Source organism: Methylophaga sp. UBA1464 (genome assembly GCF_002325665.1).
GTDB lineage: Bacteria > Pseudomonadota > Gammaproteobacteria > Nitrosococcales > Methylophagaceae > Methylophaga.
In genome coordinates, this window is sequence record NZ_DCSO01000001.1 from 14113 (window position 1) to 19475 (window position 5363).

At 45.2% G+C, this 5363-nt stretch carries 9 protein-coding genes; 2 read left to right on the forward strand and 7 right to left on the reverse strand.

Annotated features, from left to right (window positions below; all coding sequences use genetic code 11):
* On the forward strand, window positions 1-332 hold a 332-nt coding region (locus B3O33_RS00090; RefSeq protein ID WP_292362686.1), incomplete at its 5' end, for an alpha-ketoglutarate-dependent dioxygenase AlkB.
* Window position 333: 1 nt separating this feature from the next.
* On the opposite strand, the gene B3O33_RS00095 is transcribed toward B3O33_RS00090, so the two are convergent.
* From B3O33_RS00095 to B3O33_RS00115, 5 genes are read right to left on the reverse strand one after another with little or no spacing between them, the layout of a single operon-like run.
* The gene (locus tag B3O33_RS00095; protein ID WP_292359908.1) at window positions 334-1335 is read right to left on the reverse strand and encodes an ArsJ-associated glyceraldehyde-3-phosphate dehydrogenase; all 1002 of its coding nucleotides are present in this window, start codon (window positions 1333-1335) and stop codon (window positions 334-336) included.
* Window positions 1336-1348: 13 nt separating this feature from the next.
* Complete coding sequence (arsB, locus tag B3O33_RS00100; protein ID WP_292359906.1) at window positions 1349-2371, reverse strand: ACR3 family arsenite efflux transporter; 1023 nt, start codon at window positions 2369-2371, stop codon at window positions 1349-1351.
* Complete coding sequence (locus tag B3O33_RS00105) at window positions 2371-2856, reverse strand: arsenate reductase ArsC (RefSeq protein WP_292359904.1); 486 nt, start codon at window positions 2854-2856, stop codon at window positions 2371-2373. The genes arsB and B3O33_RS00105 overlap by 1 nt, the downstream gene beginning before the upstream one ends.
* Window positions 2857-2892: 36 nt before the next feature.
* Window positions 2893-3216 carry a metalloregulator ArsR/SmtB family transcription factor gene (locus B3O33_RS00110; RefSeq protein WP_292359902.1) on the reverse strand — a complete coding sequence of 108 codons (324 nt, stop codon included), beginning with the start codon at window positions 3214-3216 and terminating at the stop codon, window positions 2893-2895.
* 60 nt (window positions 3217-3276) lie between these two features.
* A complete protein-coding gene (locus tag B3O33_RS00115) occupies window positions 3277-3498 on the reverse strand; it encodes an RNA-binding S4 domain-containing protein (protein ID WP_349676068.1) in 222 nt (73 codons plus the stop codon).
* A gap of 109 nt (window positions 3499-3607) precedes the next feature.
* Here B3O33_RS00115 and B3O33_RS00120 point away from each other — a divergent pair, with 109 nt between their 5' ends.
* Complete coding sequence (locus B3O33_RS00120; RefSeq protein ID WP_292359900.1) at window positions 3608-3937, forward strand: hypothetical protein; 330 nt, start codon at window positions 3608-3610, stop codon at window positions 3935-3937.
* 29 nt (window positions 3938-3966) lie between these two features.
* Here the strand turns inward: B3O33_RS00120 and B3O33_RS00125 are convergent, their stop codons facing one another.
* The gene (locus B3O33_RS00125) at window positions 3967-5100 is read right to left on the reverse strand and encodes a sodium ion-translocating decarboxylase subunit beta (RefSeq protein WP_292359899.1); all 1134 of its coding nucleotides are present in this window, start codon (window positions 5098-5100) and stop codon (window positions 3967-3969) included.
* Window positions 5101-5111: 11 nt separating this feature from the next.
* Window positions 5112-5363 (reverse strand): biotin/lipoyl-containing protein (locus tag B3O33_RS00130; protein ID WP_292362687.1); only part of this gene is annotated, 252 nt, incomplete at its 5' end.

The window sequence follows — 5363 nt, forward strand, 5'->3', positions numbered from 1 at the left end:
CTCTGTTAGCTGGGTTTAATGATTTTATTCCTGATGTGTGTCTGATGAATCGCTATGAAATCGGTGCCAAAATGGGATTACATCAGGACAAGGATGAGCAGGACTTTTCACAGCCAATCGTTTCTGTCTCTTTGGGACTGCCAATCGTGTTTCAGTTTGGTGGGGGCAACAGAAATGATCCAAAGCAGCGAATACCATTGGAACATGGTGATGTGATTGTCTGGGGCAGGGCTGCGAGGCGTTATTATCATGGCGTTTTAGCGTTAAAACCCGGGCAACATGCATTGACCGGGCCTTATCGTTATAACCTGACGTTTCGGCATGCGAGGTAACTCAGCTTAGACCAACTTTACGAACCAGTTCCATGGTTCTCATGCTGTAACCCCATTCATTGTCGTACCAGGCATAGATTTTCACTTGGGTTTCATTGGTCACCATGGTCGACAGCGCATCAATAATGCTGGAACGCGGATCCCCCCGATAATCACTGGAGACCAGGGGTTTTTCTTCATAGCCTAAAATACCATTTAGTTCATTTTCTGCTGCGGCTTTCAACAACCTGTTAACTTCCTCAACGCTGGTAGCTCGATCAACTTCAAACACACAATCGGTTAATGAAGCATTCGCTAAAGGTACGCGTACCGCATGTCCATTCAAGCGGCCTCTCAGCTCTGGAAAAATTTCGGTGATAGCGGTGGCACTGCCAGTCGTTGTCGGTATCAGATTAGTGCCTGACATACGGGCACGGCGAAGGTCCTTATGCGGTGTATCCAGAATTGATTGAGTGTTGGTCAAATCATGAATCGTGGTAATCATGCCGTGTTTGATGCCCAGCGCTTCATGAATCACTTTAACCACGGGAGCCAGGCAGTTGGTGGTGCAGGAAGCAGCGGTGACAATAGGATGTTTACCCGCATCATATAAGTCATCATTTACCCCCATTACAATATTCAAAATGCCGGGTTGTTTTACCGGCGCTGTCACCACCACTCGTTTAACACCCTGATCTAGATAGGTGTGTAATAAAGCGCTATCACGCATTTTGCCGGAAGCTTCTATCACCACATCACAACCAGACCAGTCTGTGTCATTAATAGCTTTATTGGCTGTCACTTTCAGAGTTTTATCACTAATAGTAATCGTATTGCCACTGGCGATGGCCTGATGCTGCCATCGACCATGTACCGAATCAAAATTTAATAAATGCGCGTGGGTTTCGGCATCACCAGCCGGATCATTTAACTGTATAAACTCAATGTCTGGCCAGTCCCAGGCCGCCCGTAAACACAAACGTCCAATGCGGCCAAAACCGTTAATACCTACTTTGATTGTCATGTTGAATCCTTAATCAATTTGTTGGGAACCAATGCCTTGTACGATTGGCAAAATAAACTAATGTCAGCATCACAGGTACTTCAACCAGAACACCCACTACGGTTGCCAGCGCGGCACCTGAATGCAGTCCGAATAATGAAATGGCAACAGCGACGGCCATTTCGAAAAAGTTTGAGGTACCGATTAAACAGGCAGGAGCAGCAACATCGTGTTGCAGACGCATTTTGATGGCGGCGAGATAGCCCAGAGCAAAAATCCCATAAGTTTGAAGCAGCAGGGGAATAGCAATCAGCACAATAACAAAAGGTTGTTGCATAATGGTTTTAGCCTGAAAACCGAATAGCAAAACCACTGTGGCCAATAACCCCATAATTGACCAGGGTTTGATATGGCTTAAAAAACTGGTGAGGGCTGGTAAACCATGCTTTTTCAGGATATGTTGGCGTGTGAAAAAGCCTGCTATCAGGGGTAATAACACATATAAAACCACCGAAATCAGCAAGGTTTCCCACGGTACGGTTAAATCGGTTATGCCGAGTAAAAATGCGGCAATTGGTGCAAAAGCGAAAATCATGATGATGTCATTGAGCGAGACCTGAACCAGGGTGTAATTGGCATCCCCTTTGACCAGTTGACTCCAGATAAATACCATTGCAGTACACGGCGCAACGCCGAGTAAAATCATGCCAGCGATATATTCATCGGCCGATTGCGGATCGACCCAGCCGGCAAAAAACACTTTAAAAAACAGCCAGCCTAATGCGGCCATGGTGAACGGTTTGATGAACCAGTTGATAATCAAAGTAAGCCATATTCCCTGGGGGCGCTTGCCGATATCTTTTATCGCCGTAAAATCCACCTGCACCATCATCGGGTAAATCATTAACCAGATAAATACAGCAATTAGCAGATTCACATGCGCAAATTCCAGACTGGCAATCAAATTGAATATGTCAGGAAACAGGTTGCCGAAAAACATGCCAGCCAGAATGCTCAGTCCCACCCAAACAGATAAATAACGTTCAAATATGCCCATTAGTGCATGGCTCCTATACGTTTGAGTTCGATACTGAGGTTGGCTGCCGATAGTTCAGCCGGATGTAATTGCAGGAGTGCGTCAATACGGGTTTCCAGCAGCTTGATCAATCCTTCAAAGCTTTGCTGACGCTGAGCAGGATCCACTATCTTTGATGCATCAGTGAGTCCCCAGTGTCCTTTAACCGCTTTACCAAACCAGACTGGACAACTTTCACCCGCCGCCTGATCGCAGACGGTGATAACTATATCAGGCTGATACTCACTTAAATCATCCCAGGATTTACTATACAAACCGTCGGTGTTGTACCCGTATTCGGTTAATTTAGTCAGTGTCTCAGGAAAAATCTTACCGGCAGGGTGGCTGCCGGCACTGGTCACGATAAATGTGTCGCCGGCTTGCTGACGGCAAATGGCTTCTGCCAGGATACTGCGACAGGCATTATGCGTGCAGATAAATAAAAGTTTGAGCGGTGCATGGGTCATGATATATGAATATCCATATATATTTAATGAAAATTTTTAGCAGCAATTATCCAGACGTTGCAACTTGGCTAAGTCGGCAACGAGAAAATTTGGTTTACTATGGTGAGCGGCGTTGATGGACTCTATCGCCCAGGCAGGAAGATTCGGATTAAGTCGATAATAGACCCATTGTCCCTGACGCCTGTCCTGTAACACTCCATGCTGTCTCAATAGAGCCAGATGCCGGGAGATTTTAGGTTGACTAATCTGCAGCGCTGAAATCAGTTCACATACACACAGTTCATCCTGATCCGCGATCAGTAATACAACACGCAGACGGGTTTCATCGGCCAGGCATTTATGAAAGTTCAGTAAATCCATAACAGTTTAATATTTGGTAAATAGCATATTCGCTAAATCATATATGAAAGTTTAATTATGTCAATCGATTAATTGCCAGCTATCTTCACCGATTTGAAAAATATCGCCTGCAACCATCTGTCTGCGTTTACGTGTTTCAACTTCACCGTTCACTTTAACGTGACCCTCAGCGATAATATTTTTCGCTTCGGCACCACTATTGGCGATACCTTCAAATTTAAGGATTTTGAACAGTTCAACCGGACTTTTGGTGATATGTACGGTGGTGATTTCGTCGGTCATCAGGAGAACCTTTTATTTAGTGAAAAACATTCGATGGGTCACGTTTTAGTAACGTGAATAGCTCTAAAATCAACGAACTTAAAATGGCTCAATGAAAGGAAACATGGCCATGAAATATCAACAGACCCTGGTAAAGTTGCTACAGATCTCAATTGTAGTGGTGATGTTATACCCGCTCTATTATGTCTGGGAAACTGACAGGATAAAAAGCGCTTGCCAGCAAATCAAACCCGGCATGTCCTATAACGATATCGTCTCAAACCTGAAAGAAGCCGGACTCAGCTTTAGCCGGATGAGTGGTGATTATACCAAAGGTGATAAATGGTTAGGTCTGGTTGAATCACAAGCTTCTTTTGCCGGTTATGCCTGTGAAGTAAGAGGTTTTGGTCAGCAGGTTGCGGGCGTCAGAGTTGTTAAAGGTCAGCAAATTGCTCCCTGAAACATCAGGTTTCAGGGAGCAGAGCCTAATCAGCTGGCGACGTAATTAATCAGAATACCTGCTGCCACTGCAGAACCGATAACACCTGCTACATTTGGCCCCATAGCATGCATTAACAGGAAGTTATGTTTATCCGCTTCCAGTCCCAGCTTATTGGAAACCCTTGCAGCCATCGGCACAGCTGAAACACCTGCAGAGCCAATCAAAGGATTAATAGGTTCTTTGGTGAGTTTGTTGAGTATTTTCGCCATAATGACACCTGATGCAGTGCCGATTGAGAAGGCCACCATACCCAGTAACAGAATGCCCAAAGTCATGTGATTCAAAAAGCTTTCAGCACTTAATTTTGAGCCGACAGCCAGGCCAAGGAAAATAGTGACAGTATTGATAAGTGAATTCTGGGTTGTGTTACTTAAACGATCAACAACCGCACATTCTTTCATCAGATTACCAAAACAGAACATCCCTAACAGTGGTGCAGCATCCGGTAGAAACAATGCGACCAGAATCAACAAAACTAACGGAAAGACAATTTTTTCACGTTGTGACACATGCCGTTGCTGATGCATGCGAATTTTACGATCTTTCTCGCTGGTCAGCGCCCGCATAATCGGGGGCTGAATTAATGGCACCAGAGCCATGTATGAATAGGATGCAACGGCGATGGCACCTAATAAATCTGGAGCCAGTTTACTGGCAACATATATTGACGTCGGACCATCAGCACCACCGATAATACCAATTGCTGCAGCATCAGCCAGACTGAAGTCAAAGATGCCAAACGTCGAGAGTATGACGGCGCCCATTAAGGTTGCAAAAATACCGAACTGAGCAGCTGCACCTAAAAACAGTGTTTTTGGATTGGCGAGTAAAGGACCAAAATCGGTCATTGCGCCAACCCCCATAAAAATAATCAGTGGGAATGCGCCGCTCTCAATGCCAATGGTATAAAACAGATACAGAATACCACCAGGATCAGCTAGGCCCGCTCCGGGGATATTTGCCAGTACACCACCAAATCCGATGGGTACAAGTAACAGAGGTTCAAAGTTTTTCTTGATTGCCAGATATAACAACAACATACCGATCAGGATCATCACAGCCTGACCGAGCTGCATTTGTTGGAAACCCGTGGCTTCCCATAGATGCAATAACTTATCCATTTGACTAGCCCTTAAGCGATTGAAACCAGTGAGTCGCCAACTTTGACGGTATCACCGGGTTTAACATTGATAGAAGTCACCGTACCTGGATGCTCAGCTACGATCTGCGTTTCCATTTTCATCGCTTCAAGGATGAGTAAAACATCACCTTCCTTAACCGTTTGTCCTGCTGAAACCATGATTTTCCAGATATTCCCGGATAATGGCGCTTTAACAGCAATACCTTCACCAGAGCTCGGCTGGCTAGTCGGTTGAGGGGCTTG

Coding starts and splice junctions, on each gene's coding strand:
- B3O33_RS00125 (WP_292359899.1), bottom strand. CDS start 5,100: ATGGATAAGTTATTGCATCTATGGGAAGCCACGGGTTTCCAACAAATG.
- B3O33_RS00095 (WP_292359908.1), bottom strand. CDS start 1,335: ATGACAATCAAAGTAGGTATTAACGGTTTTGGCCGCATTGGACGTTTG.
- arsB (WP_292359906.1), bottom strand. CDS start 2,371: ATGGGCATATTTGAACGTTATTTATCTGTTTGGGTGGGACTGAGCATT.
- B3O33_RS00115 (WP_349676068.1), bottom strand. CDS start 3,498: ATGACCGACGAAATCACCACCGTACATATCACCAAAAGTCCGGTTGAA.
- B3O33_RS00105 (WP_292359904.1), bottom strand. CDS start 2,856: ATGACCCATGCACCGCTCAAACTTTTATTTATCTGCACGCATAATGCC.
- B3O33_RS00110 (WP_292359902.1), bottom strand. CDS start 3,216: ATGGATTTACTGAACTTTCATAAATGCCTGGCCGATGAAACCCGTCTG.
- B3O33_RS00120 (WP_292359900.1), top strand. CDS start 3,608: ATGAAATATCAACAGACCCTGGTAAAGTTGCTACAGATCTCAATTGTA.